Here is a 24545-nt window from a genome sequence, read left to right as displayed (position 1 = left end):
CGGTTCCGTCAAAGGTATGGAATACGCCGGCTCCCAGGGAATCTGCATCAATAGCGGCGACGGCTTTTACTTTGCTTAAGTTTTCTTTTGGAGACATGTATTTAACCAACTTATTAATGTCGCGTTTTGTATTGATTACAACCACGCAGCCGTCCTTACACCCTTTTAGAATATCATTGCCTTTTACCAATGTTTCTTCGGCCAGTACAACGATATCAGGACGATAATTCTCATACTCGTAATATGTCTCGATTGGCTCTGGGCTTATACGGGCATAGCTCTTAACGGGAACGTTGATCCGGTCAGGCAAATCAACATAGTTGTCGAAGAATTGATTGTACTTTCCTTCGAGGCTACCAGCCTTGGCTAGCAGGGTAGCACTATCACGTGCTTCTTTGGCTAGGGTTACTCCCCTTGTCCATACTGTTACTTCCTGCATTTTGGCGTCTACAGCAACCGCCAGTGTCATTTTCTCTCCCCCTTTATTTTCTTGAGTTGAAACACAGGTGACCATAGTACCGTTTACCGTTCTTTAGCCACCACCCCCGTGGGCAGAAAATCCGCCGTTATTTTTAAGATACCTGACGCAGGTCATAGCTTATAGCCATGATTAAAAATTTACAATCTTCAGACTTTATAAGCAATTACTGCGGATGACTAACCTATTTCATGGGAACATCTTACATCTACAATTATAAAATACAAGTATAAGCTTGACTACCATATGGTAAATAAGGATAATTTTGTAAATATAATTCATGGTATTTACCATTAAATGGATTTTTAGAAATAATTTAGATTTATTTTTATTACTTTATTTATTTTTGTTACTGTTTAGTTGACTAAATACACCTTAAAAGTTATCCTATAATTGCGTTACATTATTTTCCATATTATTGTAGTTAATGGATTTAATTAGGGGAGGAACACCTATGGCAGCCGCTGACATTAAAGCAAAAAGTTGCCTGCCAAATAAAACAAAATCTAGTACCAGCCCCACGTCCGGTACTTCGCTGCTACAGCTCTTTATTAAAGAAATTAAAGCTTTGGCGAAAAGTTACGTTGACTATGCCAAAAACATTGAATTATAAATGAATAACTTATTATTTCCTCTTAAAATATAACTATTACCCCGGTTTTTTCCGTTTACGTCTTGTGTTTTTTGTAAATCGGTGGTAAATTTTGAATTACAGTTGTTTTTTTCTAATGGAATTACTGCTTTGTTTTAGGAGGGAAAAAATGAATGAAAAAAATTAAGACCGTATTAGTTGCCAATCGGGGAGAAATTGCTATTCGGGTAATTCGCGCCTGTTATGAATTAGGAATTCATACGATAGCTATTTATTCTAAAGAAGATATTTTTTCATTGCATCGTTATAAAGCCGATGAAGCGTATTTGGTAGGCGAAAATAAAAGTCCTGTTGATGCCTACCTCGATATCGAAGGTATCATAAAAATAGCGAAGGCCCACGGGGCAGACGCGATTCATCCTGGTTATGGCTTCTTATCCGAAAATATTAACCTGGCCAAACGCTGCAAAGAAGAAGAGATTATCTTCATTGGGCCAACGATTGAGCATTTAGCCATGTTTGGCGATAAAATCAACGCCCGCACACAGGCCGTCGCTGCCGGCCTGCCGGTAATTCCGGGAAGCAATGGGCCTGTACATAGCGTAGAGGATGTCAAAGCTTTTGCTGCCAATTATGGATATCCATTCATCATTAAAGCCATCCTTGGCGGCGGTGGCCGGGGTATGCGCATTGTCCGCTCTGCGGCCGCAATTGAAGAATCTTATCTGCGGGCTAAATCAGAAGCCAAGGCCTCCTTTGGCGATGATCAAATCTATCTTGAGCGCCTGCTGGAATTTCCCAAGCATATCGAAGTACAGATCTTAGGCGACCAGCAGGGCAATGTGATCCATTTATATGAAAGAGACTGTTCCGTGCAGCGCCGCCATCAAAAGGTCATTGAAATCGCCCCCAGTATTTCCCTGTCAGATGAGCTACGTCATGAAATCTGCAATGCCGCTGTAAAATTGATGAAAACTGTTGGTTATGTGAGCGCGGGCACTGTAGAGTTTTTGGTTACGCCTGACCAGCAATATTATTTTATTGAGGTCAACCCCCGTGTTCAAGTAGAACATACCATCACCGAAATGATCACCGGTGTTGATATTGTGCAGGCCCAGCTTTATATTGCCGATGGTGCCAGTTTACGTGATGAGGGGATTGGCATTCCCGAGCAAAGTTATGTTGCCTGTAACGGCCACGCCATCCAGTGCCGGGTAACTACAGAGGACCCTGCGAATCAATTTATGCCTGATACAGGAAAAATAACGGCCTATCGCAGTGGCGGCGGCTTTGGCGTACGGCTTGACGCCGGCAATGCGTACACGGGCTCTGTGATTACCCCTTTCTATGATTCTTTATTGGTTAAAGTCTCCACCTCGGGCCTAACCCATAAAAGCGCAATTGCCAAAATGAAGCGGTGTCTGGGTGAGTTCCGCATTCGCGGTATAAAAACTAACATCCCCTTCCTATACAATGTAGTCAACCATGAGGACTTTTTAAGCGGCCATTACTATACCACCTTTATTGATACGTCTCCGGAACTTTTTGTATTTCCTCAACCTTTAGACAGAGGCAGTAAACTGTTAAAATATCTCGCAGAAACCACGGTAAACGGGTTCCCGGGCGTGCCCCAACACCTCAAACCAAGTCTTCCGCCGGTTCGGCTTCCCCAGACCCCAAGGGGCACACTCCCGCATGGCACCAAGCAAATCCTTGATCAGCAAGGCCCTGAAGGACTTATCCGCTGGATTAAAGACCAAAAAGAAGTTTTGTTAACAGACACTACTTTCCGTGATGCGCACCAATCATTATTGGCAACCCGTGTGCGCACACGGGATATGCTCAATATTATTTCGCCAACTGCCCATATGCTGCCTAATTTATTTTCCTTAGAAATGTGGGGCGGCGCCACTTTTGATGTTGCCTATCGGTTCTTAAAGGAAGATCCCTGGAAACGGCTTGCAGCGCTAAGAACAGAATGCCCGAACATTTTGTTCCAAATGCTGCTCCGCGGCTCTAATGCCGTAGGTTATACCAGCTATCCCGATAATGTCATTCGAGCCTTTGTAAAATATTCCGCTGAAATGGGAATTGACGTTTTCCGCATTTTTGACAGCCTAAACTGGCTCGAAGGAATGACTGTCGCCATTGATGCGGTACGCCAGGCAGGCAAAGTCGCTGAAGTAGCCTTATGCTATGCCGGTAATATTCTTGATCCTTCACGGCCAAAATACGATTTAAAATATTACGTTAATATGGCAAAAGACATCGAAAAAGCCGGTGCCCATATTCTGTGCATCAAAGACATGGCCGGTTTACTAAAACCGGAAGCTGCTTATCAATTAATTTCGGCGCTAAAAGACGCTGTCGAAATTCCGGTTCACCTGCATATGCATGATGGCAGCGGCAATGGCATCTATGCTTATGCCCGGGCCATTGACGCCGGGGTAGACATCGTTGATACTGCGATTGCCTCCTTTGCCGGCATGTCGTCGCAACCAAGCGCCAATACTCTCTTTCATGCCTTAGAAGGTCATGTGCGACAGCCCAACACTAATATCCATAATTTAAATGAACTATCCCATTACTGGGAAGATGTTCGCGCTTATTATAAAGACTTTGAAAGCTGTCTTCTGTTCCCCAACTCCGAGGTTTATGACCATGAAATGCCTGGCGGTCAGTATAGCAATTTGCGCCAACAGGCTAAATCACTCGGTCTGGAGAATCAATGGGAAAAAGTTAAACAAGTTTACCGGCAAGTTAGCGATATGTTTGGCGACATTATAAAAGTAACCCCTTCTTCTAAAATTGTCGGCGATATGGCTTTATACATGGTGGAAAATAATCTGACAGAAGACGACATCTATGACATCGGCGATACCTTGTCCTTTCCAAACTCTGTCGTTGAATTCTTCTCCGGCAATATCGGCCAGCCCTATCAGGGGTTTCCCAAAGAACTCCAGCGCATTATTCTCAAGGGCAAAAAACCGTTAACCACCCGGCCGGGAGAAACATTGGAGGCCGCAAACTTTGCCGAAATCCGCGACAGCTTAACAGGCGTCCTGCAGCGGCCGGTAACCGCCTGTGATGTTCTTGGTCATTCCTTGTATCCTAAAGTATTTTTAGACTGGGCTAATTTTGTTAATACCTATGGAGATGTATCGATTCTGGATACTGTAACCTTCTTCTATGGTCTAAATATTCGAGAAGAAATCAGAGTGGACATCGAGAAAGGAAAAACGCTTGTTATCAAACTTGTTTCCATTGAAGACCCGCTGCCTGACGGAACCCGGATTGTGAACTTTGAATTAAACGGCCTGCCGCGTGAGGTAGTTGTCAAGGATAAAAATATTAAAGCAGTCATTGTCTCCCGCGTTAAAGCCGACAAAGACAATTCCAATCAAATTGGTGCTTCTATGTCAGGAAAAGTAATAAAAGTTTTGGTGGAAAAAGGAGATCACGTAAAGAAAGGCGAACCTTTAATAGTCACAGAAGCGATGAAGATGGAAACAACAATCCAAGCGCCTTTTGACAGTGTTATTAAGGAGCTTTATATCAAACCGCAAGATCCTGTGGAAACAGGTGATTTACTGATCGAGCTCTTGAAAGTGGCCAAAGCATAATCAAGACGCTCCGTGTCAAGTCTATTCGTTAATTAGTTATAGCTAGGGGTGCCCAACGGCTGAGAGGATATTACTCCAACCCTCGAACCTGATGTGGTTAATACCACCGTAGGAAAGCATTCATATTTAAGCAAAATGAAGCTTGCTTCCTTCCCCCTACTATAGCTAAAAATATAATCAAGGGGGAAGGTTTTATTATGTACACAACCCAAATGGATGCTGCCAAAAAAGGCATCATTACGGAACAAATGCGGCTAGTAGCCCGGGAGGAAAATCTGGAACCTGAGCTGCTCCGTCAGCTAGTGGCCAGCGGTAAGGTTGCGATTCCCGCCAACCGGCATCATACCAGTCTTAGCCCGAAAGGCGTCGGCGAAAAGCTCAGGACTAAAATCAACGTCAATCTGGGCGTATCCAAAGACTGTTATGATATGGAACTCGAACTGGAAAAAGCCAAAAAAGCCATTGAATTAAAAGCGGAAGCCATTATGGATCTAAGCTGCTACGGTAAAACCAGGGAATTCCGGCGTAAGCTTATCGAAATAGCCCCTGTCATGATTGGTACAGTACCAATGTATGATGCCATAGGCATGCTGGATAAAGACCTGAAGGATATCACCGTTGATGAATTTTTCTCAGTCGTTGAACGCCACGCTGAGGACGGCGTAGATTTTATGACCATCCACTGCGGCATGAACCGTAAAACAGCCGAACGGGTGAAAAACAACAAGCGTCTCACCAATATTGTCTCCCGCGGCGGTTCCATACTGTTTGCCTGGATGGAACTTAACAATCAGGAAAATCCATTCTATGAGTATTACGACCGTCTCCTGGATATTTGTGAAAAGTATGATGTGACTATCAGCCTGGGTGATGCCTGTCGCCCTGGTTCTATTAATGATTCTACCGACGCTGCGCAAATCGAAGAGCTCATCACCCTGGGTGAACTAACCAAACGCGCCTGGGCCAGAAATGTTCAAGTTATGATCGAAGGCCCCGGCCATATGGCTCTTAACGAAATTGCTGCTAATATGCAATTAGAAAAGAAGCTGTGCCATGGCGCTCCCTTCTACGTCTTAGGACCGCTTGTTACTGATATTGCCCCTGGCTATGATCATATCACCAGCGCCATTGGGGGTGCCATTGCCGCAGCAAATGGTGCGGATTTTCTGTGCTACGTTACTCCGGCTGAGCATCTTCGTTTACCCACTCTTGATGACGTAAAAGAAGGCATTATTGCTGCCCGCATTGCTGCCCATGCCGGTGATATTGCCAAGGGAATTCCCGGCGCACGCGAATGGGATAATCAGATGAGTGCAGCTCGCGCTGATGTAGATTTCCCGCGGATGATTGAACTGTCTATTGATCCGGAAAAAGCTACACAATACCGGAAAGAATCCAAGCCAGAATGCGAAGATACCTGTACCATGTGCGGTAAAATGTGCCCCATGAAGAATATGAAGAAGATTCTTCATGGGGAAGATTTAAGCATCTTATAGGTTGGGTAATCACATGGTAAAAGTTTCGGAAATTGCGCAACTACAAGAGCTAATCGATTTTTATCGATCGAAACTACTGCTAATATGTGATCACACTTATTCAAACCACCTATTTTTCAAAAATATGCTTTATTCATTAACCTGCTGCCGCCAAGAGTATGTTCTACAATGCCGTATTACATCTCTCGGCTATGCTAGCAAAAACTATTTCCAGTGGTTTATTACCTACACCTTATTCGGTTCAGTCTTTCGCTGTATTGAAACTGCTTTGTATCAACTGCTCCAGGTAGCAAGGCCAGATATCTTACTAGAACCGGAACCTAACAGGCGAGACTTAGGCAGGCTCTGCCGAATGCTGGCGGAAACTACCGGTATTGCGGCAGAATATCTCCGTTCATTTGATTTGCTTGATGTGATGAATACCAGAATTCAAAAACACAATAATTACGCAGAAGGCAGTAGTGTGGCCTTAACTACTTACAATAATCAACCCTATGTCAGTACATATGGATATAGTGTTGAACTGATTAACCCGGCACTGCTCTTCGCAATTCTCAAAGACGTTGGGGAGCTATTAGCCACTCACTTCTCAAGCAATAGAACTCAGCAAGTTAACTATTATGCAGAACCGAAACGTCAATCATCTGTCTAATAAAAAATCTATGGTACTGTTCACAGTTTATTTGTGTACAGTACCACTTTTTTATCCTATTTAGGAAATACACCCATAGTACATCTGGCAATACAGATAAGGTCTCCGGCTTCGTTCGCAATTCTGATATCCCAGACAATAATAGTTCGCCCACGATGAACCGTTTTTCCCACCGCCGTAACAACTCCGTCGGTTTTTCTTCTGACATGATTGGCATTAATTTCAACGCCAACAGCATACAACCTGGGCTGATGTTGTGACTGTTGCTTCGATTTGCTTCATCTGAACTACTGCTGTTTTCTACCGCTTTATCACCATTTTTTACTTTTCCGGCTGCCTGAGCCGAATTATCAGCTACCTGGTTGGCATTAGCGGTTATCTGCTGAATACTGGCTGACATCTGATTTCGCATGCATATGACTTCCAAGCAAAACAAAACACCTTTGCCTAATGACAAGGTGCCAAAAAAATAAAAAGAGGAGGTTTTTTTAGACTCATCTGCCCTATTACTTTAGCGGTTCAGCATCATTATGCAAAAAATACACAACAATGACTTCCAAATCCACGTAGCACCCCGCATTTGAAGTTCAACCATCCTCTTTTTATTGCAGAATTATCTTCTAAGCGAATTTTTATTTCGCTTTAATTTTCTTAATTTCTTCAATGAGAACAGGAATAACCTCAAATAAATCAGCTACAACGCCATAATCGGCCACATCAAAAATCGGCGCTTCAGGATCTTTATTGATGGCTACAATAACATCCGAAGAGGACATGCCTGCCAAGTGCTGTATAGCTCCCGAAATACCGCAAGCAAAATAAATCTTAGGACTTACTGTTTTGCCTGTCTGGCCTACCTGCTGCAAAGGAGGCATCCAGCCTGCATCCACAGCTGCCCTTGATGCTCCAACAGCTCCGCCCAGAAGATCGGCAAATTCTTTGAGTAAGACAAAGTTCTCAGGTTTACCCATACCTCTGCCGCCGGAAACGATTATATCTGCTTCTTCTAGCTTAACGCCAGAGTCGTTTACCGCTTTAATCAAGTCGACTACTTTTGTGAGAATCATCTCTGCAGGCGTATGAATCTCTTCCTTGATAGTCGGTGCACTCCTACCGCTATCGGGCTCAGCTTTTTTAAATACGCCGGGTCTTACTGTGCCCATCTGTGGCCTGGTATCAGAACATAAAATGGTAGCCATCAGGTTACCGCCAAATGCCGGTCTGGTCCATGCGACATCTCTGGTTGCCTCGTTAATCGCAAGTCCGGTGCAATCGGCAGTCAAACCTGTACTCAGGCGTGATGAAACCCGCGGACCTAAATCTCTGCCGTTATTGGTAGCTCCGATTAAGAGAACCGAAGGTTTATATTTTTCGACTAACTTCACCAGAGCATTGGTATAGGCATCGGTAGTATAGTCCTTATATTCGTCGCCTTCTACCAGCAACACTTCATCAGCGCCATAAGCAACCGCCGATTTAACTGCCGCGTCAACAGCTTTGCCAATAACAACAGCAACAACTTTTTCCTGATTAGCGTCAGCCAAAATCCGGGCTTGATTTAATAACTCCAAACCTACATTTTTTGCTTCGCCGTGAGCATGTTCAATATATACCCACACATTTTTATAGTCAGCAATATTCATTATTTTCACTCCCCCTTAAACAAGTTTAGCTGCCACTAATTTTTCAACTAATTTTAATGCTGCTGCACTGCCGGTTTCTTCACAAATTCTAATGCCAGACTCTCTTTTGGGAGGGGTAAATGTTTTCTTTACTCTCGTCGGTGAACCGTTAAGGCCTATTTTTTCCGGATTGATTTCCGGTAAATCGGCAGCAGTAATGACATCTATCTTTGCTCTGTTCGCGGCCATTTTACTCTTGATAGACGGATATCTGGGAGTATTAATGGATTTGACAACCGTTACTACTGCCGGCAGCTTGGCTTCTACAATTTCATAACCTTCTTCAAGCTCTCTGTCAACAGTAATCGTGTCGCCCTTAATATCTATTTTCGCGACAAAGGTTAATTGAGCTAGTCCCAGATGTTCTGCGATTTCCGGCCCAACTTGCCCGGTATCGCCGTCGATGGCCTGCTTGCCGCAAAGAATAAGGTCAAACTTGCCTAGCTTTCTAATGGCACTGGCCAATATGTAACTTGTCGCCAAGGTATCAGACCCGCCAAACACTCTATCGCTTACCAGCACTGCCTTGTCAGCGCCAAGTGAGATACATTCCTTCAGCATGTTTTTGGCTTGCTCCGGCCCCATGGTCAGTGCGGTTACCGTGCCACCGTTAGCCTCTTTTAGCTGAACCGCCGCTTCTAAGGCATTGGCATCAAATGGATTTAGGATACTTGGCACACCATCGCGAATCAGTCTATTCGTTTCCCGATCTATTTTTATCTCTGCTGTATCCGGTACCTGCTTTACACAAACTAAAATATCCATAAACTACTCCTCCTTTAGCCGTTACTTAAGTGCTTCTCTTGCAACTGGATTTTTATGAGATTGTTAGCTATTCAGTCAATAACACCTTTACCTTTTAAAGCTTCGATTTCACTAGCACTGTAGTCCAGCAGATCTGTAAGAATTTTTTCTGTATCTTGCCCTAAAGCCGGAGCGCCACGCCATACTTGACCCGGAGTGTCGGAGAGTTTGGGCATAATACCAAAGGCTTCAACCTCCTTGTTTAGAGTCTGATCGGTATATTTTACCCAATCGCCTCGCTTGTGCCAGTGCGGTTCATTGTAAACTTCTTCAGCGGTTTTAATATGCGCGGCTGAGATCTTATTGTCAATGCAGATGTTTATTGCTTCCTGGGCCGTATGTTCTTTAAAGAATTTTTTGAAAATACCATCCAGTTCGCGGCCCAGTGGACTGGCAACCGCTTCCGGCGAGCTGCTGCATTCTTCGTAGGAATACTTTTCCGAATCGATGCCAAAGCCTTTTAATACGTTATTGTAAGCGTTCTTGCCATAGGAACCAAGATTAATAAATCCTCCGTCCTTGCATTCAAAAATACCTGCCGGCTGGTAAGCAGTCTGCATGACCCCCTGTCTGTGTTTGAGGGTTTGGCTTGCGGTCCAGAGGACAAAATTGTCATCCATTACCCTCATCCAGCTTTCCGTCAAGCTAGCATCGATGCTTTGCCCCTTGCCGTTTTTTTGAGCATTCATATAAGCCATCAAAATTCCGTTGACTGCCATTAAGCCTGTCAGGTAGTCGCCTACATACTGTTGCGCATAGTAAGGTTCACGGTCAGGATAACCCTGCAGCAAAGACCAACCGGATTCAGACTGTCCCAAAGGGTCGTAGCCGGGTCGGTTTATATGGCGCTGATCACCGCCAAATCTAGATGTTCCGTAACCGCTGATGTGACAGATGACTAATTTGGGATTGACCGCCATTAACATTTCATCGGAGATTCCCAGCTTGTTAAGCCAAACCATGTTTTCAATCCAGACATCGGAGTTCTTAATCAGCGACAAAAAGATTTCTTTGGATTCCGGAATATTCAGGTTGGTCTCCAGGGCAAAACTTAGTTTGTTTCGGGAGTTTTGCACCCAGCCGCCACCGATATGTTTGTCGCCTGCAACAACCTGCGGTTTCTGATGGCGGGCTGGATCGCCGCCTACTTTGGGCCGTTCGAGAGCAATCACCTCGGCACCAAAGTCACTCATCATCGTAGCACAGAAGGGAGCTGCCACGACGGTTCCGTTTAGCAGAACCCTGATTCCGGAAAGGGGGCCGAAAGTTGGCGCAAAAAGGGGCGCTGCTTTACGTTCCACTTTTTCCCATCTATTCATAATTCTTTCCTCCTTCTAATGTATATATCGCGACACACCACATTAGGATGTCAGCCCGCATAGTCATAAATTTGCATTACATTGAATTAACCCAGACATTCTTCATCAATGTCGATGGCGGAAGTATCACCGATTTCCACAACTTTGCGAATAACAGCAACCTCCGGCAAAACATTCTTGACATAAAAACGGGCACTGGCAATTTTCCCTTTATAAAATTTTGCATCAGTATTGCCCTCGCTTACTTCTGCTAACTTCTTACTGGCCAATACTCCTTGGTCAAGAATCAGTCTTGCACAGTAAAGCATGGAAGAAGCATGCAGAATACGAGTGGAGAATAATGGCATCATCTGGGTTTTACCGTCTTTCATATATTGCCTCAACTGCTCAATTATCGCGTTGTAATCTTCAAACGCAGCTTGCAGGATTTTAATTTCTTGTTCAAAACCGGCGTTGTCTTTGTTAGCCTCAATAAAATTGCCGATATCCTCAATCCAAGTTTTAAACACTTTTCCTTTATTCAGACCAAATTTACGTCCCACCAGATCCAAAGACTGGATAAAGTCCGTTCCTTCCCAAATGGAATTAATTTTAGAATCACGTGCCAATTGTTCAACCTGATATTCGGATATGTAGCCGTAACCACCGTGAACCTGTATAGCCTCGCCAATTAATGGCCACGACAAATCCGAGGCATACGCTTTACACATCGGATTACTGATTTGGAACATTCCATCAGCAAACTCGCGTTCGTCAGGATCTTTAGAGCTATGAGCCAAATCCAGATAATAGCAGCTCTTGAAAATCAGGGCGCGGATTGCTTCTACATACGATTTCTGTAACATCAGCATCCGGCGAACATCCTCATGTTCAATAATGCGTACATTAGGGCCTTTAGGATCTGTAAACTTCTTGCCTTGTACCCTTACCTTAGCATATTCCCTGGCCAACAGATAAGCTTCCGATGCCGCCGCAAGAGATTGTGTCCCGGTATTTAACCGTTCTTCATTCATCATGACAAACATCTGTGCAATGCCTTCGCCTTTACCGCTTTCATCCGGCGGATTACCAATAATATAGCCGCGACAATTATCATTTTCACCATACGACAAGGCACAGGTAGGAGAACCATGCTGACCCATTTTTTCTTCGATTCCGGTGGTAATAACATCATTAAATTCACCGAGGGTACCATCATCATTTACCCAATATTTAGGAACGATAAACAACGATAACCCTGCTGTACCCGGGCGGGCAATTTCCGTGCGGGCCAATACCAGATGAATGAAATTTTCACAAAGGTCATGATCAGCAGCCGTTATAAATAATTTTTGGCCTTTAATTTTGTAAACACCCGGCTCATCAGTGGGAAAAGCCTTGGTAACGTTTGCTCCAACATCAGTACCAGCATTTGGTTCGGTCAGGTTCATGGTCCCGCCCCACTTGCCATTTAACATGTTGGGTAAGAACTTTTGCTTTAAAAATTCACTGCCAAACTGCTGAATAACCGATACCGCTCCGGAAGTCAATCCCCAGAAGCCCGTAAATGCAAGACAGGCATGACTAAGCATCTCATAGTTGGCCTGGATTAAAGTTAAAGGAAGGCGCCCCTCTGCTTCACGGTCAGCGTTGACTGCGCCCAAACCGGCATCGTTAATAACTTGATAAGCTTTTTTAAATGAATCAGGAGTGATTACTTTGCCATCTTTAAAATGAACACCTATTTTATCCGAGTCGTCATTAATCAAAGCAATTTCGTCTCGACAGATATTATATGTATTGTCAATGATAGGATCAATGATGCCAACGCAGTCTTGATATTCTGGAAAAGAAAATAATTTGTCCATATCCAACCATTCGTTCAGAACAAATTTAATTTCTCTCTTATCGTATAAAAATTTTGTACCTGCCACAGTGATTCCCCCTGCATAAAAATATTCTCAAATAATCGAACCACTTATCAATGTATTCTTTGTTTTTAAATAACGCTGTAGCCTTCTAATAAAGGTTACAGCGTTATTTAAATATTAATTAGCCGCCGATTGTTTGCCCGCCATCTAGCAGGATATAAGTGCCTGTCATATAACTAAAGCAATCGGAAACCATTGCTAATACCGGACCGGCAATTTCCTCCACACATCCCAATCTCCGGACTGCTGTTCTTTTTTCCATCTTGGCTTTAATCTCCGGATTAGCAAAAATGTCTTCATTAAGCTCAGTAATGACATATCCGGGACAAACTGCATTTACCGTAATACCGTATCGGGCCCACTCGTTAGCCATAGTCTTAGTAAGGCTTAAAACACCAGCTTTTGAAGCGCCATAAGGAGCAACACTTTTACCGCCGATAAGGCCGCCAACAGAAGCAATGTTTACAATTTTCCCGCCTTTACCCTGTTTCACCATTTGAGCGGCAACCGCATTTGCGAACAAGAAACAGCCCTTAAGATTGGTGTTGATAACCTTCATAAAGTTATCCTCAGTCTGTTCCAAAAGGCTAGCGGTTTTACCACTGATACCTGCATTATTGATGAGAATATCTATCTTACCAAAAGCCTCAACCGTTTTGGCAACCACGGCACCGATATTTTCTTTATTAGAAGAATCAGCAGCAATACCTAGACATTTAACGCCATAAAGAGTATTGATATCTTTTGCAATCCGTTCACAGTCATCCGGGGTACGACTGGTAATAACCACATTACATCCGTACATGGCAAAGGTAGATGCAATGGCATAGCCAATTCCTTTTGTGCCCCCAGTAACAATAGCTACCTTATCGCTCAAATCAAAGCTAGGTTTTTTAATTTCCTTGGCCATCAAAATTCCCTCCCCAATTATATGAACGTGTCAGGCATTGGACGAGCCGTACTGCTCGTCACAACACCGCATTATTCGTCCTCTTATTATTTTTCTATCTGAGTCTTCTTAAATTTATCCAGCATAGCTCTTGGTGTCACTGTCTTGCGTTCATAACGAGGACACTTTACGCCTTCAAAACCAGCAAGATATTTTGCAATATCTTTCAGCGATTCAAGGTCGTAGCGGCTCATCATCGTAATGGTCTCCATCAGCGGTGACCCGCCGCCGTGTACGCCGGCAACAGCCTGGGCCGCCTCAAAAGGATCACAAAGCTTATCCTCCATCATGCGCATGACTCTATGTGTCTGTTCCGCTGTATAATCCGGATTTCTCATGATATATTTGTTGCAAAGATCAGCTGTCTCAGGATCATAGAAAGATTCCTCCGTTGGCAGTGATGCACAAATGCCGCCTGTCAGATCTGCCAGTGTTTCATATTCATGGTAAATTTTTTGGCCTGCCAGTTTGCGGCCTGCATTGGTTAAAATTTCGTCCGGCACCCAGGACCCGTTAGGAAATTTAACTGCCCGTATTGCCGAAGCCTGACCGGCTGCAAATACCAATTCTGCCGTACTAATGATTTCACATATTTTTTCACGCACATGCGGCTCTTTGGCAATATCATTTACATCAGCCACCAACGCTGCCTGTGAGGCAATAACCTCGGAAACTGCTGTCTTGCAGCCTGTATAGGAATGTCTGTGGAAATGAGCAAACATGAGTGCAAGATAACCGGCATACTGAACCGCATCCGGATGATCAAAGCCATTTAAAAACACCCTATCTTCAGGAACAAATACATCATCAAATATCGTAAGTGATTCTACGTCGCCGACTTGATTAAACGGGGCCTGAATGTGTTTCCTTTTGTGATGCTGACCAGGAAGCGCCATAAGCTTAATGCCATCCCAATCGGCCGGCAAAGCAAAAGATATTGCATAACCCTCATCGCCTTTTCCCATAAACTTGGTCGGATTAACAATAATTTCATCAACATACGGCGCATTGGAATTGCAGATTTTTGCCCCGCGCACGATAATGCCCTTACAAGGTTTTCCGTCAATGCCTATGCCGTCCACATCCGTCTTGATTATATGGACAAACTGGTCAGGATCAGGTTGCATATGGGCTCTCTTATACTTTGGATTACGCGACCCCTTTACATCAGTCTGAGCACAGTTGCATATAAGATCATTTTCCTGGCAGTATAAAAGATACTTGTTAAAGCGTTCATGATACTTTGTACCGCAAGCCGCATCGCAGTCAAAGGAGACTACCGCAATGGCATTGAGCGCGTCTGAGCCCATGCAGCGCTGAGTGCAGCCGCCGACATGCTGACAAAGCAGTCTTGTCATTAATTGTTTATTAAGTAAATCTTCCTTGGACTGATGAATGTGTGTGAAACGGTTAATTTTCTTGCCGGTAAGATGAGAAGTAGCCGTACATACATCCTCATACTCAGGATCATTAGCCAAATCATAACACTGCTTCATAACGTAGCAGCCACCGTCAATCCAGCTGCCTGACCGGTCAACTTTTTTACCGTTTAAATATACGTTTGGTTTCATTTTGAGCAGTCTTTCTTTGTAGGCTTCATAAGTTCCAATTCCCATGGTTTAATTCCCCCTTAAATATTTTTATATTTTGAAAAAAATTTGATATAGATGGAACGCTCGTTCTATGAAGTTAGAATAGCATATCCAAATATTTACGTCAAGACAATTATGAACATTTTGTATTAATGTGAAGAATGAATTACTGCCGTTAATAAATGACGACTGCCATGAACATTGCCACTATTAGACAAACACTGCCTCCGACTAAGCCCAGGAAAAAAATGTGTTTATAAACTTCTTTGTGCGATAAACCAAAAACCGCCATGCAAGAAAATATAAAACCACTTTGGGGCATAGCGGAAAATGTTGAAGAAGCCATAGCGGCAATTCTATGCACGACCTCGGGTGATACACCGGAAGCTAGCCATGATTTGCCGAATATAGGAATAGCAATTCCCAAAGCACCGGATGCTGAAGCCGTAACCATGGCAAGAAATCCGGTTATCAGCGGTATTTGAGTTAATGCTCCTCCAGGCAGGCTACTCATACCGCCTTGCAATAACTTAAACCCCGGAGCCGAAGCTACGACACTGCCAACGCCTACCGCTGCAGCAGTAAAAATAATGGGCAATAAGGAATTGGTTGCTCCCGCATTAAGCGTCTTAATTTGATTTGGTATATGGTTAACTAGCACAAGAGCCGCCACAATAACCGCAGCCAATAGTGCTGGAACTATTATATTGGAAATATGCATTGCACTACCGATGAGTATGATGGCAATTAAAACTAGCATGGGTAGTACTGATGCCAAAAGCGAGGGTAACTCGTTCGGATTTACATCGGAATTTATCACTTGACCACTCTCTTCGTAATGCTCTCCTGTAGCCAAAACACTTTTCAGCTGCCATTTCATATACACTAAGCCAAGTATCATTGAAATTATGGTAACAACAATGCTCATCAAGGGTGCGGCCGCAAGCGTCGTTCCTAATGTGGTGGGTATAACATTTTGTATTGATGGCGTCCCCGGCACCATGGTCATGGTAAATGTCGTACCACCGAAAATCATTGGTACCATTACTAGGCGCCACGGCAAATTTAATTCCTTAAAAATTGGTCTGGCAAGCGCAACAATTGTGAAGATTACAATAAATAAGCTTACACCACCATAAGTTAATACTGCGGATATTAATGCTATCGCTATTAAAACCGCATAAGCATTTTCTTTACCGGTCAATTTAAAGATACTATTGGCAATGGTTATTGTTGCTTTACTGTCTTCCAAATATTTACCCAATACCGCACCTAATATAAATATTGGCAGAAAGCCGGTAATAAAACCGCCAATTCCCGCTAAATACGATGTCTTGCCGACAAAAAATGCCTCATGCAAAGACATGCCGTTGGTAAAAATAATTACTATTGCCGCCAACGGCGCAATAACTACGATGTTAACACCTCTAATCGCTAAATAAACCAATAGAGCAATCCCCAAAATAATACCTGCAGGTGCTAACCAACTCATAATAACCACCCCCAGTTTTTATTTATTATATTTACATTAAAAATCATTTTAAAGTTGTTTATTCCTTACGACAGCTTCTAAAATCTAAAATAATGATTTGCAGTTATGACCAGGACTGTTTTGCTCAATCAGCTTAAACTTCTGAACCTTACCACTTGGCGTTCGGGGGAGTCGATCGACAAACTCATACAATTCGGGTACTTTATACTTAGCCATACGTTCCAGCAACCACTGTCTAGTCACCTCAGCAGTCATTTTTCCTTTTTGTCTGGATACAATATAGGCCTTAACTTGCTGACCTAGGTACTTATCGGGAACGCCGATTACCGCAACCTCAGCGACCAGCGGGTGCTCTTCCAGGACAATCTCTATCTGGCGTGGATAGATATTCTCTCCTCCGCGTATAATCATGTCCCCTTTACGATCAACAATATATAGATAACCATCGTCATCAAAATGGCCTATATCACCTGTATGCAAAAAACCTCCCCGCATGATTTCCGCAGTTTGCTCAGGTTTATTCAAATAGCCCATCATAACACAGTCACCCTTAATGCAAACTTCACCGTCTATATTGTTGGGCAGTATGTTACCATCTTCATCCATGATCTCAATCTGTTCCTCCGAATGGGTCATCCCGCATGACCCATCCTTAAAACGCCCGAGAGCAGGCTCAGTAGTATTTCCGCCACATCCCTCGGTGAGACCATAGCCAACTAAAAAGTCTATATTATATTTTTTCTTAAACGTTCTCCGTGTTGCCAACGAAAGCGAGGCACCGCCGGTAAATGCATAGCGTATTTTTACTTTGGATAGATCAATATCAGTCGGCTCAACCTTACATAAGATATAATCAAACATGGTAGGTACACCCATAATAATGGTAATTCCGTATTGCATAACCGCTGGCCAAAATTCATGGGGAGAAAATTTCTTACGGATACATAGAGCTTGCCCAGCATAGCTCATTGGGTAAGTAAACACGCACAAGGGATTGGTGTGAAACATGGGCAGCATAATCATCATAACATCATTGCCCTTAATATAACCCTGCCGGGTAATATTTCGGCATTGCGCAAGCTGTGCCCTATTAGAAAGCAAAATTCCCTTGGGCTGGCCGGTAGTACCGGATGAGTATAGTAACAAGAACGGATCATCAAGGCTTTGTTTGACTAGACATTCATCTGTGGGATACTGATTCAAAATATCGGCAAATTTTTTTTGCGCTATAGCTGATTCGTGAGCTATAGCTGTTACAGCTTCAACTACATAGGGCTTAGCTTGGGTTTGATCAAGGCCCTTGGCAAATTCATCGATATAGTCACTGCCAACAAAAGCTACCTTCGGCTTAGCATCATTCAGCACATAGGCAATTTCCGGGCCCTTTAAGCAATAATTTATGGCTAGGGCTACCGCTCCCAGTTTTTGAGCACCCCACATAGCATAGTAGATTTCTGGAGCATTCCTGATCATCACCGCCACAATATCGCCCTTTTTGACACCCTTTTCTTTAAGGAAATTAGCTGCCTGGTTTGCCCGCTCGTTGGTATCTCTATAAGTTAATTTTTGATCATAGTAATACACGTGTGGCGCTTCCGGAGTTTCCCATGACCGTATGGTCAGCATTTGGGCTATACTCTCAAATTCTAAACGTCTTCCCTTTAAATAAGGTTGTGTCTCCAATTGTATAATTGGCATTTGCGGTCTCATGATTTCGCCTACCTTAGTTTAAATAACAGCTGCAGTGGAAACCATCATAATCATACCATAGGCTGATATGCCCATCATACCGACATGAAAAAACATCTTCTTATTTTCGTCTGGCACCCAGGATCTGTTAGGAAATTTAACTGCCCGTATTCTTCCTTGCATTTTCTTACGTTCCCACTCCCTTACTAGTCCCCCCCTAAAATATTATATTTTAAAAATTCCAACGTAGATGGAACGCTCATTCTACACAAGTTGAATAGCATACCCAAAAATTAACGTAAAAAAAAGGTTCATATTTTTTTACTTCATCTGAAAAAAATGTTCAGGGTTCTTGATCATTATCTTTTCAATCTGCTCATCCGTCACACCCATATTCTTTAGATCAGGTATAATAATCTCAAAAATTCTTGCAATATGTTGATTAGCCATAATCTCCCTAAGTGCCGGCGGAAATACTACCGTCCGCCCTAACATAACATTGACGGTATCATGAGAAAACATAATTTTGTCTTCATACCCGAGTGCAAGTAAAGATACTGCCAGTGCTTCCCTTTCTCTATCTGTTGGACAACCGATAAAACCTTCGAGTCCAAACCTGTCAAAACCGATATATACACCCTTTTCCAGTACTTGAGCAGCATATTTTATATCAGTATTGCCGCACATATGGCCAATCATAATTCTATTGGGATCAGCCCCCTCCGCAAGAAGTAATTCCGCTTGCTCCGGACCCATAGTTCCTTCCTGGGTATGAGTAATAATGTGAACACCGGTTTCCTTTTGAACCTTGGCAGCGGCTTTGAAAAACATCCTTTCATAATCCGTAATAATATTCTTACTTGAGGCAAGTTTTATGACTCCCGCTTTTATGCCCGTATCGTCTATCCCTTCAGTAACTTCCCTTAGCATTAGCTCATAAATTTCTTTCAGTCCATCCCCCAATGCATTGCGGAATTTAAAATATGCACTTGCTCCTTCACCTTCAAAATAGTAGCCTGTCGCACAGACAATATTTACCCCGGTTTTTTCGGATACTTCCTTTAAGATTCTTACATCCCTGCCGCACTCATTTGGCGTTGCATCTACTATTGTCTGAACACCATAAGCTTTGGCCCGTTCCGCAGCGGCTATACTTATTTCAAGCGCTTTTTTTCTGTCAAATGGCCCGAATGTTTTATCCCCTGCAAAACCAGGATAGCCAAATACGAAGTGCTCATGCATCAAAGTTTTCCCTACATTATTCCCATCAATCGAGCCCGTAACTGTACTTAATTTTTCAAGCGTCTTAACCACTCCTTTTTAACATATAGCTCATGTAATTTACAGAAAATCCCCGAACAGTTTTACTCTTCTGTAAATTTGGAATAGCCGAGACAATACATCATAATCAATCCGAAACCATTATAGTTCTTTGACAGCTTTTATCATTTTGACAATTTTAGCTGATCTTTCATTTAGAAACTGTTGCGGATCTACCCCTGTATAATCAAATACCCCTTTACCTGATTTCAAGCCAAGCTCCCCTTTAGCAACGAGTTCGTTGCCCAAAGAATTGACTTCGGTATCATTACATAATGTTTTATGAATATCCTTTGATACAGATGTGGTCAAATCCCAACCAACTATGTCATATAATGCCATAGGTCCCTCAAAAGCATAGCGAATGCCACTCGTATTTCTTAGCGCTCTATCGATATCTTGCGCCGTTGTCCATCCCTCAGTTACCATATAGCCAGCTTCCCTTGTAATAGCCGTTGCTATCCGATTGACAATAAAGCCGGGAATGTATTGTTTAATTATTGCTGGCTCTTTGCCTAACTGAGTAAGTAATGCTTTTACTTTATCAAGCGTTTCGCCTGAGGTCTTCGGCCCCATAACTACCTCTACCAACGCCATGATAAAGGGTGGATTAAAAAAGTGAGTAATTAATAACCGTTCAGGATGCGATACTTGAGCAATTTCAAATATATTTGAAGCTGAGGTGTTACTACAGAAAATACAATCTGAAGTACATAGTTTATCAAGTTGTGAGAAGATTTCTCTTTTAGCATCAGCATTTTCAAAAATACTTTCCACCACGAAATTTGCTTGGGAAGCACATTTCGTAAGATCAGGTTCATAAGCGATTAATGTCTTAGCTTTTTCAGCTTCTTGTTGAGTTATTAAGCCCTCTTTGATCAAATTATCCACGTCGTTACTAATTCTTTCTTGTGCACGGATAAGTTGTTCTGGAAATTTATCACTAAGAATTACTTGAAAACCCTTGCTGGCAAATACTTGTGCAATACCACTCCCCATAGTACCAGCACCTACAATTAATATTTTCCAATTTTCAAACATAACAACTCTCCCTATTTAATTAATTATATTTCGGGCTTACTAATCTACCCGATTTTTGCTTTTATGGAAGCTTCGGTAATTCAATCCTGTCTACATTAGCAGGATCAATTTTTAGTTTACCATTTGCCAGAGCACGGATTATGTCCGTCACCTGTTGATTGACCGGTGTTGAAACGCCATATTTAGCCCCTAATCTACACAGATTTCCGTTAAAAGTGGTATCTACTTCCGGGTACCTTCCAGCTTCGATATCATATAGTATCCCTGTTCTGATATTGCGATGAGATTCAACAATAGCTCTAATACCGGGTACTTTTATCTCCAATTCTTTTTCCGTTTCGAATGTCAGCTTGGTGAAATCGTCTCCCTGAAAAACCTCCGGCTTCACTCCGGCGGCTTTGGCAATAGCCATAGATTCATTTAGTATATGTGCCGAACATCTAACCGCTTTCGGATTATCTATTACATCGCCAAAGTTGCCTGCCACCACAGCTGACATACCACTAAAACAGCAGTTAGAAGTCATTTTCGTCCACCTAATCCCCATTAAGTTCGTGACAATTTCCGGTTTACCAGCTTTAGATAATATATCCGCTACCTTTTTTAGCCGTTCGGTCACCTTACCATCGAGTTCACCAATATGATAAGTCATGTGGTCCGGTTGCGAGGTTAATTTGGAGACGCCAGACTCCATCCAAGTTGCTCCCCAACCTGTGATTTGACCAATTACTCTGTTTTTACCAACAACTGCAGCTACAGCTTCTTCCGGTAACCCATTTTGTCCTACTACTACTACTCCATTGGATTTCAGATATTTATTTACATAGGGTAAAGCTCCTTCATTATAGGTGGCCTTAACCAAATAGAAGATAATGTCATACTGTTCATGCATTTCTTCCGGGGTTAACGCCTTAACTGGCTGAACTAAATCCATAAGACCAACAATTTGGGCACCCCCTTCGTTAAGTGCTTTTACATGAGCGATATTTACGTCAATCAGATCAACATCATAGCCATTTTTCGCTAACAAAGCACCGAGAATTGTTCCGAGAGAACCAGCCCCCATTACTGCCATTCTCATTAAGCAGCCCTCCTATTTTATTATATTTCAGAAACCAACAAATCAAATTTTTTGCTTGTTTTAAGTTTGGTGTGATTCTTTAAATATTTTTTATATTTAGATTTTTTGTCATAGATAGAACGCTCGTTCCAAATTTAGGATAGCATAGTCAATCAGCTTCGTCAAGAAAATTTTGTATATTCGGTAACAAAGTTTTTTAGCAATGCGAAGAAATGACTTGCTTTATGCCAAGCCCTCTAAGGAATTTATATAACTCCAAAAAAAAACAGTCTGCGCCAGCCTTTCTTGCACAAACTATTTGTACTCCAACTTTGGGAATAAGACATGCCGCAAACTAATAGTCTCTGTTATTAACTAACTTCAACCTTAGGCCTTCTTGCCCAAATGGATAATACTCAGTTCCCTTGTTTAATCCAAGATAATGGCTCGCCTCTCTAAACAGATATACTAGTCTTACTTTTTTCATACTCGTTTAGAACATCCTGTCCTAAACCGTTAAATATAAAATTAAATAAGCAACGATTAACATCATCTGTAGATTTATCGTTTACAGTCCAGCCTTTCAAAGAAAAAAATGCTACTAAATAAGCTAATATACTGGCTAGTACCTCTAAATCACCGTTAATTGGTATTTCCTTATTTAAGTCCGCTAATAATTGATAGTAATTATCAATTGTATCTTCTTGCTCCATCTGTAAAACTTCTTTTAAATACTCTTTTCTTAAATATTTTGTCTCTGTAGAAATTAATTGTATTAATTTTTTATTCTCACTAACAAAGATCATACTAGCTTCTAAATACTTAATAAGTCTTTCCATTGGCGTAGCATACTGTTCAATATTCTGAGCTTTAATAAAGTCAGCCCTAAGCTGATGAAAATACTTATGTACCAAATACAATACGTCATCTTTAGAAGAAATGTAATGATAGAGCTGACCCATAGACATATTACATGATTCTGCAATCTCACGAATAGTAGTTGGATGAAATCCTTGTGCGAAAAAAAGCTTTAACGCACCTTCGACTATTTGTATGTGTTTACTTTCAATCAATTCATCATCTTTAGCAGAAGAAATAGCATAATTCCCCTGTTTTTGCTTTTTATTGCTGTCCGTTTATGTTTCCTCCTATCAAGAAAATTCAATCATTATAAGATCGTTTTATAACTACTGTAGCTGCAGAAAACATCCGTATAATAACTAAATCATTTTAGTCTTAAGAATGCCGGCAGCGAGTAATTACTTTTTTTAGTAATACTACTAAATATCTTTTTTTTTGTCAAGCGCTAGTTAAATTTGTCCTAAAAAATAGAAAAAAGACTTCACATATACTGCGAAGCCTTAATAAATATTGGTGCCGAGGACCGGAATCGAACCGGTACGGGTATTTCTACCCGCGGGATTTTAAGTCCCGTGCGTCTGCCAGTTCCGCCACCCCGGCATAAATGATGGAGGCGACACCCAGATTTGAACTGGGGGATAAAGGTTTTGCAGACCTCTGCCTTACCACTTGGCTATGTCGCCATAAAATGGAGCGGAAAACGAGATTCGAACTCGCGACCCTCGCCTTGGCAAGGCGATGCTCTACCACTGAGCTACTTCCGCTTAGCTGGTGCCTCAGGACAGAATCGAACTGTCGACACGAGGATTTTCAGTCCTCTGCTCTACCGACTGAGCTACCGAGGCATTTAAATAAATAGGATGTTCTTCGCTATCGCTCAGAACTAAGCGACTCACACAGATTCTCATTTCGCCTCTCGGCTCGTGAGAACCTGGTTCGCTGCTTATGGCGACCCTGAACGGATTTGAACCGTCGATCTCCGCCGTGACAGGGCGGCATGTTAGACCGCTACACCACAGGGCCGCATGATTCGATTTTCAACTTTAGATTTTCGATTTTATCGAATGCGTCTAGCGTCGAATATCGAGGATGGTGGGCGATGACAGGATCGAACTGCCGACATCCTGCTTGTAAGGCAGGCGCTCTCCCAGCTGAGCTAATCGCCCGTGTAACTAATAGAATGGATGTTCTTCGCTATCGCTCAGAACTAAGCGATTCGCACAGGTTTCTATGTCGCTTTCGCTCGTAGAAACCTGGCTCTCTGCTTATGGTGACCCGTGGGGGAATCGAACCCCCGTTATCGCCGTGAAAGGGCGGTGTCTTAACCGCTTGACCAACGGGCCAGATGGTGACCCACCCGCGACTCGAACGCGGGACACCCTGATTAAAAGTCAGGTGCTCTACCGACTGAGCTAGTAGGTCGACGTCTAAATGGGAACAAACTATATGCTGCCATTCTACAGTATTGAGGATTACTCCCATTGAACATAGACGCAACAGGAGACAATTCAAAGCTACGCTAGTAGCTACCTTGTAGAATCAGTGGCAGGGGTGGCTGGACTCGAACCAACGCATGACGGAGTCAAAGTCCGTTGCCTTACCGACTTGGCTACACCCCTAAAAGGTGAACATCTCGTAAGAGTATGTTCCCTAAAAACTGCATAGAAGAAAGACTGCATACAATTAGATACTGGTTGCTAGTTCAGAGCTAAAACATTCATTTAGGATGTTATCGCTCCGCTCTAACTAAGCGACTTACACACATTCTCACTTCGCCTTACGGCTCGCGACAATAATGATGTTCTTCGCTATGCTCAGAACTAAGCGACTCACGTATGTTCTTGCTTCGCCTCTCGGCTCGCAACAACATGGTTCGCTGCTTATAAGTCAAGTGCTCGGCCTATTAGTACCAGTCAGCTCCATGGATTACTCCACTTCCACATCTGGCCTATCTACCTTATCATCTATAAGGGGCCTTACTTCTT

18 protein-coding genes, 9 tRNA genes, 1 rRNA gene and 1 riboswitch are annotated in these 24545 nt (G+C 42.7%); of the genes, 4 read left to right on the top strand and 24 right to left on the bottom strand.

Translation table 11 applies throughout. The features are described from left to right. A partial coding sequence (locus tag BLR65_RS26180; RefSeq protein WP_093797374.1) for a 2-oxoacid:acceptor oxidoreductase family protein occupies window positions 1–469 on the bottom strand: 469 nt, incomplete at its 3' end. Window positions 470–932: 463 nt separating this feature from the next. On the opposite strand from BLR65_RS26180, the gene BLR65_RS30195 reads away from it, so the two are divergent. The 4 genes from BLR65_RS30195 to BLR65_RS29285 all read left to right on the top strand — a co-directional run bounded on the left by BLR65_RS30195 (window position 933) and on the right by BLR65_RS29285 (window position 6841). Next, a complete protein-coding gene (locus BLR65_RS30195) occupies window positions 933–1091 on the top strand; it encodes a hypothetical protein (RefSeq protein ID WP_169716791.1) in 159 nt (52 codons plus the stop codon). A gap of 152 nt (window positions 1092–1243) precedes the next feature. Then, complete coding sequence (gene pyc / locus BLR65_RS26175) at window positions 1244–4693, top strand: pyruvate carboxylase (RefSeq protein ID WP_093797372.1); 3450 nt, start codon at window positions 1244–1246, stop codon at window positions 4691–4693. A 34-nt stretch (window positions 4694–4727) separates the two neighbouring features. Next, a riboswitch (TPP riboswitch) is annotated at window positions 4728–4825 on the top strand. Window positions 4826–4887: 62 nt separating this feature from the next. Continuing rightward, complete coding sequence (gene thiC, locus BLR65_RS26170; RefSeq protein ID WP_093797378.1) at window positions 4888–6189, top strand: phosphomethylpyrimidine synthase ThiC; 1302 nt, start codon at window positions 4888–4890, stop codon at window positions 6187–6189. A 13-nt stretch (window positions 6190–6202) separates the two neighbouring features. Then, window positions 6203–6841 (top strand): hypothetical protein, encoded by a 639-nt coding sequence (locus BLR65_RS29285; RefSeq protein ID WP_143122662.1) that lies wholly within the window; start codon window positions 6203–6205, stop codon window positions 6839–6841. On the opposite strand, the gene BLR65_RS31165 is transcribed toward BLR65_RS29285, so the two are convergent. From BLR65_RS31165 to BLR65_RS26050, 23 genes are all read right to left on the bottom strand, one after another. Then, on the bottom strand, window positions 6801–7253 hold the full coding sequence (locus tag BLR65_RS31165) for a hypothetical protein (RefSeq protein WP_245693060.1): 453 nt from the start codon (window positions 7251–7253) through the stop codon (window positions 6801–6803). The two genes, BLR65_RS29285 and BLR65_RS31165, sit on opposite strands and share 41 nt — an antisense overlap. A gap of 220 nt (window positions 7254–7473) precedes the next feature. After that, complete coding sequence (locus BLR65_RS26155; protein WP_093797366.1) at window positions 7474–8484, bottom strand: electron transfer flavoprotein subunit alpha/FixB family protein; 1011 nt, start codon at window positions 8482–8484, stop codon at window positions 7474–7476. Between the two features lie 15 nt (window positions 8485–8499). Beyond that, a complete protein-coding gene (locus BLR65_RS26150; RefSeq protein ID WP_093797363.1) occupies window positions 8500–9288 on the bottom strand; it encodes an electron transfer flavoprotein subunit beta/FixA family protein in 789 nt (262 codons plus the stop codon). Window positions 9289–9359: 71 nt separating this feature from the next. Then, window positions 9360–10646: a CoA transferase gene (locus tag BLR65_RS26145; RefSeq protein WP_093797361.1), complete on the bottom strand. Its 1287-nt coding sequence runs from the start codon at window positions 10644–10646 to the stop codon at window positions 9360–9362. An 86-nt stretch (window positions 10647–10732) separates the two neighbouring features. Next, on the bottom strand, window positions 10733–12559 hold the full coding sequence (locus BLR65_RS26140) for an acyl-CoA dehydrogenase (protein WP_093797359.1): 1827 nt from the start codon (window positions 12557–12559) through the stop codon (window positions 10733–10735). Between the two features lie 118 nt (window positions 12560–12677). Then, window positions 12678–13466 (bottom strand): SDR family NAD(P)-dependent oxidoreductase, encoded by a 789-nt coding sequence (locus BLR65_RS26135; protein ID WP_093797357.1) that lies wholly within the window; start codon window positions 13464–13466, stop codon window positions 12678–12680. A gap of 86 nt (window positions 13467–13552) precedes the next feature. Further along, window positions 13553–15121 carry a 4-hydroxyphenylacetate 3-hydroxylase family protein gene (locus tag BLR65_RS26130; protein ID WP_093797352.1) on the bottom strand — a complete coding sequence of 523 codons (1569 nt, stop codon included), beginning with the start codon at window positions 15119–15121 and terminating at the stop codon, window positions 13553–13555. Between the two features lie 151 nt (window positions 15122–15272). After that, window positions 15273–16589, bottom strand: a complete 1317-nt coding sequence (locus BLR65_RS26125) for a GntP family permease (RefSeq protein ID WP_093797350.1) — start codon at window positions 16587–16589, stop codon at window positions 15273–15275. An 84-nt stretch (window positions 16590–16673) separates the two neighbouring features. Further along, window positions 16674–18299, bottom strand: coding sequence for a class I adenylate-forming enzyme family protein (locus tag BLR65_RS26120; RefSeq protein ID WP_093797348.1), 1626 nt, complete (start codon window positions 18297–18299; stop codon window positions 16674–16676). A gap of 300 nt (window positions 18300–18599) precedes the next feature. Further along, window positions 18600–19592, bottom strand: coding sequence for a phosphotriesterase family protein (locus BLR65_RS26115; protein WP_281241599.1), 993 nt, complete (start codon window positions 19590–19592; stop codon window positions 18600–18602). Window positions 19593–19700: 108 nt separating this feature from the next. Then, window positions 19701–20639: a 3-hydroxyacyl-CoA dehydrogenase family protein gene (locus tag BLR65_RS26110; RefSeq protein WP_093797344.1), complete on the bottom strand. Its 939-nt coding sequence runs from the start codon at window positions 20637–20639 to the stop codon at window positions 19701–19703. A gap of 61 nt (window positions 20640–20700) precedes the next feature. Further along, entirely contained in the window at window positions 20701–21720 is a 1020-nt protein-coding gene (locus BLR65_RS26105; RefSeq protein ID WP_093797342.1) for a ketopantoate reductase family protein, read from the bottom strand. Window positions 21721–22154: 434 nt separating this feature from the next. After that, entirely contained in the window at window positions 22155–22772 is a 618-nt protein-coding gene (locus tag BLR65_RS26100; RefSeq protein WP_211285107.1) for a TetR/AcrR family transcriptional regulator, read from the bottom strand. 299 nt (window positions 22773–23071) lie between these two features. After that, window positions 23072–23160, bottom strand: a tRNA-Leu gene (locus tag BLR65_RS26095). Between the two features lie 8 nt (window positions 23161–23168). Then, window positions 23169–23243 (bottom strand) — tRNA-Cys (locus BLR65_RS26090). Between the two features lie 6 nt (window positions 23244–23249). Then, window positions 23250–23324, bottom strand: a tRNA-Gly gene (locus tag BLR65_RS26085). Window positions 23325–23329: 5 nt separating this feature from the next. Further along, window positions 23330–23405: transfer RNA gene (locus tag BLR65_RS26080), tRNA-Phe, on the bottom strand. Window positions 23406–23506: 101 nt separating this feature from the next. Beyond that, a tRNA-Asp gene (locus BLR65_RS26075) sits at window positions 23507–23583 on the bottom strand. A 67-nt stretch (window positions 23584–23650) separates the two neighbouring features. Beyond that, window positions 23651–23726, bottom strand: a tRNA-Val gene (locus tag BLR65_RS26070). 102 nt (window positions 23727–23828) lie between these two features. Beyond that, window positions 23829–23903 (bottom strand) — tRNA-Glu (locus BLR65_RS26065). A 3-nt stretch (window positions 23904–23906) separates the two neighbouring features. Then, window positions 23907–23982: transfer RNA gene (locus BLR65_RS26060), tRNA-Lys, on the bottom strand. A gap of 121 nt (window positions 23983–24103) precedes the next feature. Beyond that, window positions 24104–24179 (bottom strand) — tRNA-Gln (locus tag BLR65_RS26055). A 264-nt stretch (window positions 24180–24443) separates the two neighbouring features. Then, window positions 24444–24545: ribosomal RNA gene (locus BLR65_RS26050) — 23S ribosomal RNA — on the bottom strand; the annotation flags it as partial.

This window comes from Sporomusa acidovorans, from assembly GCF_900101845.1.
Lineage (GTDB): Bacteria > Bacillota > Negativicutes > Sporomusales > Sporomusaceae > Sporomusa > Sporomusa acidovorans.
This window is presented reverse-complemented; position numbering and strand designations above follow the sequence as displayed.

What these genes read in the sequence shown, in the direction of transcription:
- BLR65_RS30195 (WP_169716791.1), top strand. Translation starts at nt 933, where the DNA reads ATGGCAGCCGCTGACATTAAAGCAAAAAGTTGCCTGCCAAATAAAACA.
- pyc (WP_093797372.1), top strand. Translation starts at nt 1,244, where the DNA reads ATGAAAAAAATTAAGACCGTATTAGTTGCCAATCGGGGAGAAATTGCT.
- BLR65_RS29285 (WP_143122662.1), top strand. Translation starts at nt 6,203, where the DNA reads ATGGTAAAAGTTTCGGAAATTGCGCAACTACAAGAGCTAATCGATTTT.
- BLR65_RS31165 (WP_245693060.1), bottom strand. Translation starts at nt 7,253, where the DNA reads ATGCGAAATCAGATGTCAGCCAGTATTCAGCAGATAACCGCTAATGCC.
- BLR65_RS26155 (WP_093797366.1), bottom strand. Translation starts at nt 8,484, where the DNA reads ATGAATATTGCTGACTATAAAAATGTGTGGGTATATATTGAACATGCT.
- BLR65_RS26150 (WP_093797363.1), bottom strand. Translation starts at nt 9,288, where the DNA reads ATGGATATTTTAGTTTGTGTAAAGCAGGTACCGGATACAGCAGAGATA.
- BLR65_RS26145 (WP_093797361.1), bottom strand. Translation starts at nt 10,646, where the DNA reads ATGAATAGATGGGAAAAAGTGGAACGTAAAGCAGCGCCCCTTTTTGCG.
- BLR65_RS26135 (WP_093797357.1), bottom strand. Translation starts at nt 13,466, where the DNA reads ATGGCCAAGGAAATTAAAAAACCTAGCTTTGATTTGAGCGATAAGGTA.
- BLR65_RS26130 (WP_093797352.1), bottom strand. Translation starts at nt 15,121, where the DNA reads ATGGGAATTGGAACTTATGAAGCCTACAAAGAAAGACTGCTCAAAATG.
- BLR65_RS26125 (WP_093797350.1), bottom strand. Translation starts at nt 16,589, where the DNA reads ATGAGTTGGTTAGCACCTGCAGGTATTATTTTGGGGATTGCTCTATTG.
- BLR65_RS26120 (WP_093797348.1), bottom strand. Translation starts at nt 18,299, where the DNA reads ATGAGACCGCAAATGCCAATTATACAATTGGAGACACAACCTTATTTA.
- BLR65_RS26110 (WP_093797344.1), bottom strand. Translation starts at nt 20,639, where the DNA reads ATGTTTGAAAATTGGAAAATATTAATTGTAGGTGCTGGTACTATGGGG.
- BLR65_RS26105 (WP_093797342.1), bottom strand. Translation starts at nt 21,720, where the DNA reads ATGAGAATGGCAGTAATGGGGGCTGGTTCTCTCGGAACAATTCTCGGT.